The organism is Shewanella sp. SG44-6, from assembly GCF_014164185.1.
Classification (GTDB): domain Bacteria; phylum Pseudomonadota; class Gammaproteobacteria; order Enterobacterales; family Shewanellaceae; genus Shewanella; species Shewanella vesiculosa.
The window spans coordinates 1-1,169 of the sequence record NZ_JACJER010000287.1 but is presented as its reverse complement, the minus strand read 5'-3'; the positions used below and the strand labels follow the sequence as shown (position 1 = coordinate 1,169).

The window sequence follows — 1,169 nt, the reverse complement described above, 5'->3', positions numbered from 1 at the left end:
ATGGATCGCAGTTCAATATCCTAACCAGAAAGCTAGTTAGGTGTTCTAAATGAACCGCCCTGTGCGGAGCCGCATGCAGGGTGGTGTGGGGGCTGGAGGCTAGATACCTCTGGCTACCCGATTATAACTCATTTTTCAATGTACCAATATACTAGTGCTGAACATGGGAGAACTACAACACATAGCATTAGCAGTGCACCCGACATATTTACAATAGCATCAGGTAAATCAAGTGCTCCGAGGGCAAAATTGAATCCAATGGCATAAATAAAAATACAGGCAATACATGATATACCCCCTGATACGAGCAGCCTTTGGAATATAGGCAATTGCAATTTATGGAATATAAATTTGAAAATTGGGTAGCCTACGATTGACGATATAACTGTTACAGGAATTGCCACTATTAGAGAGAAAATAAAAATCGGGATCATTGGTGGAACCAAGCTTTCAACAGAAAACAATGCAATTCCAATAGCGACAACAAAGAACGCTAAAAAATAACCTCCAAGTGCTGAAGTGATATATGTCGTGATTCTGGGCTGAATATTCATAATGAGTTATAACGTTTAGCACAACGGCAGTTTGTAAGTTGTGCGTTGTGGAATACTTTTGCGAAGCAAAACCACATAAGCGCGACTTACAAACTGTCCAGCCGCGCAGCGGCGTGTTGCTGCGCCTTGTTATGCATTTTCTATTTTACGAAGTTTTAAAACTGACAAACCATAAGCGACTATGGGCGACCAAACCAATATAGCAACTAAAAAAGCCCTGATGCTAAAAACTGCAAAGACTGGAGAATAGATAAGCCACAAGGGCCAATTTAGCCACATAGAAACAGCCTTACTACCAAAAAAACCTTTGCATTCAAAACCAATTAACATAGCGTCATATGCATAGCAGCCGATGTAACTAGTCCCTTTTGAGCCATACTCCACAAAAGAAAAGACCGACACATCTGCTACCAACGCCAATAACAGTGCGGCGAGCAAAAACGAAGATATTTTTTTTAGAAGAAGCCAATTCATAGTGATCCATAGTGCATAACGAGCCTGTAGAATTACTCGTTTTTAAATTTATTTTGATTAATGAATAAACAATATCTGAGTTTATATTTTGATTCAATTATTTAGTGGTACTTAGATTATTATTTAGCATGCAGTTTTGTT

Annotated in this window: 1 protein-coding gene; it reads right to left on the bottom strand. The window is 39.0% G+C overall.

Features of this window, described 5'->3' with window-relative positions:
• Positions 1 to 683: 683 nt before the first annotated feature.
• Entirely contained in the window at positions 684 to 1,028 is a 345-nt protein-coding gene (locus tag H5185_RS22210) for a hypothetical protein (RefSeq protein WP_182743329.1), read from the bottom strand.
• Positions 1,029 to 1,169 lie beyond the last annotated feature (141 nt).

Excerpts from the sequence above, each read along its gene's own strand:
- H5185_RS22210 (WP_182743329.1), bottom strand. The coding sequence starts at position 1,028 with ATGAATTGGCTTCTTCTAAAAAAAATATCTTCGTTTTTGCTCGCCGCA.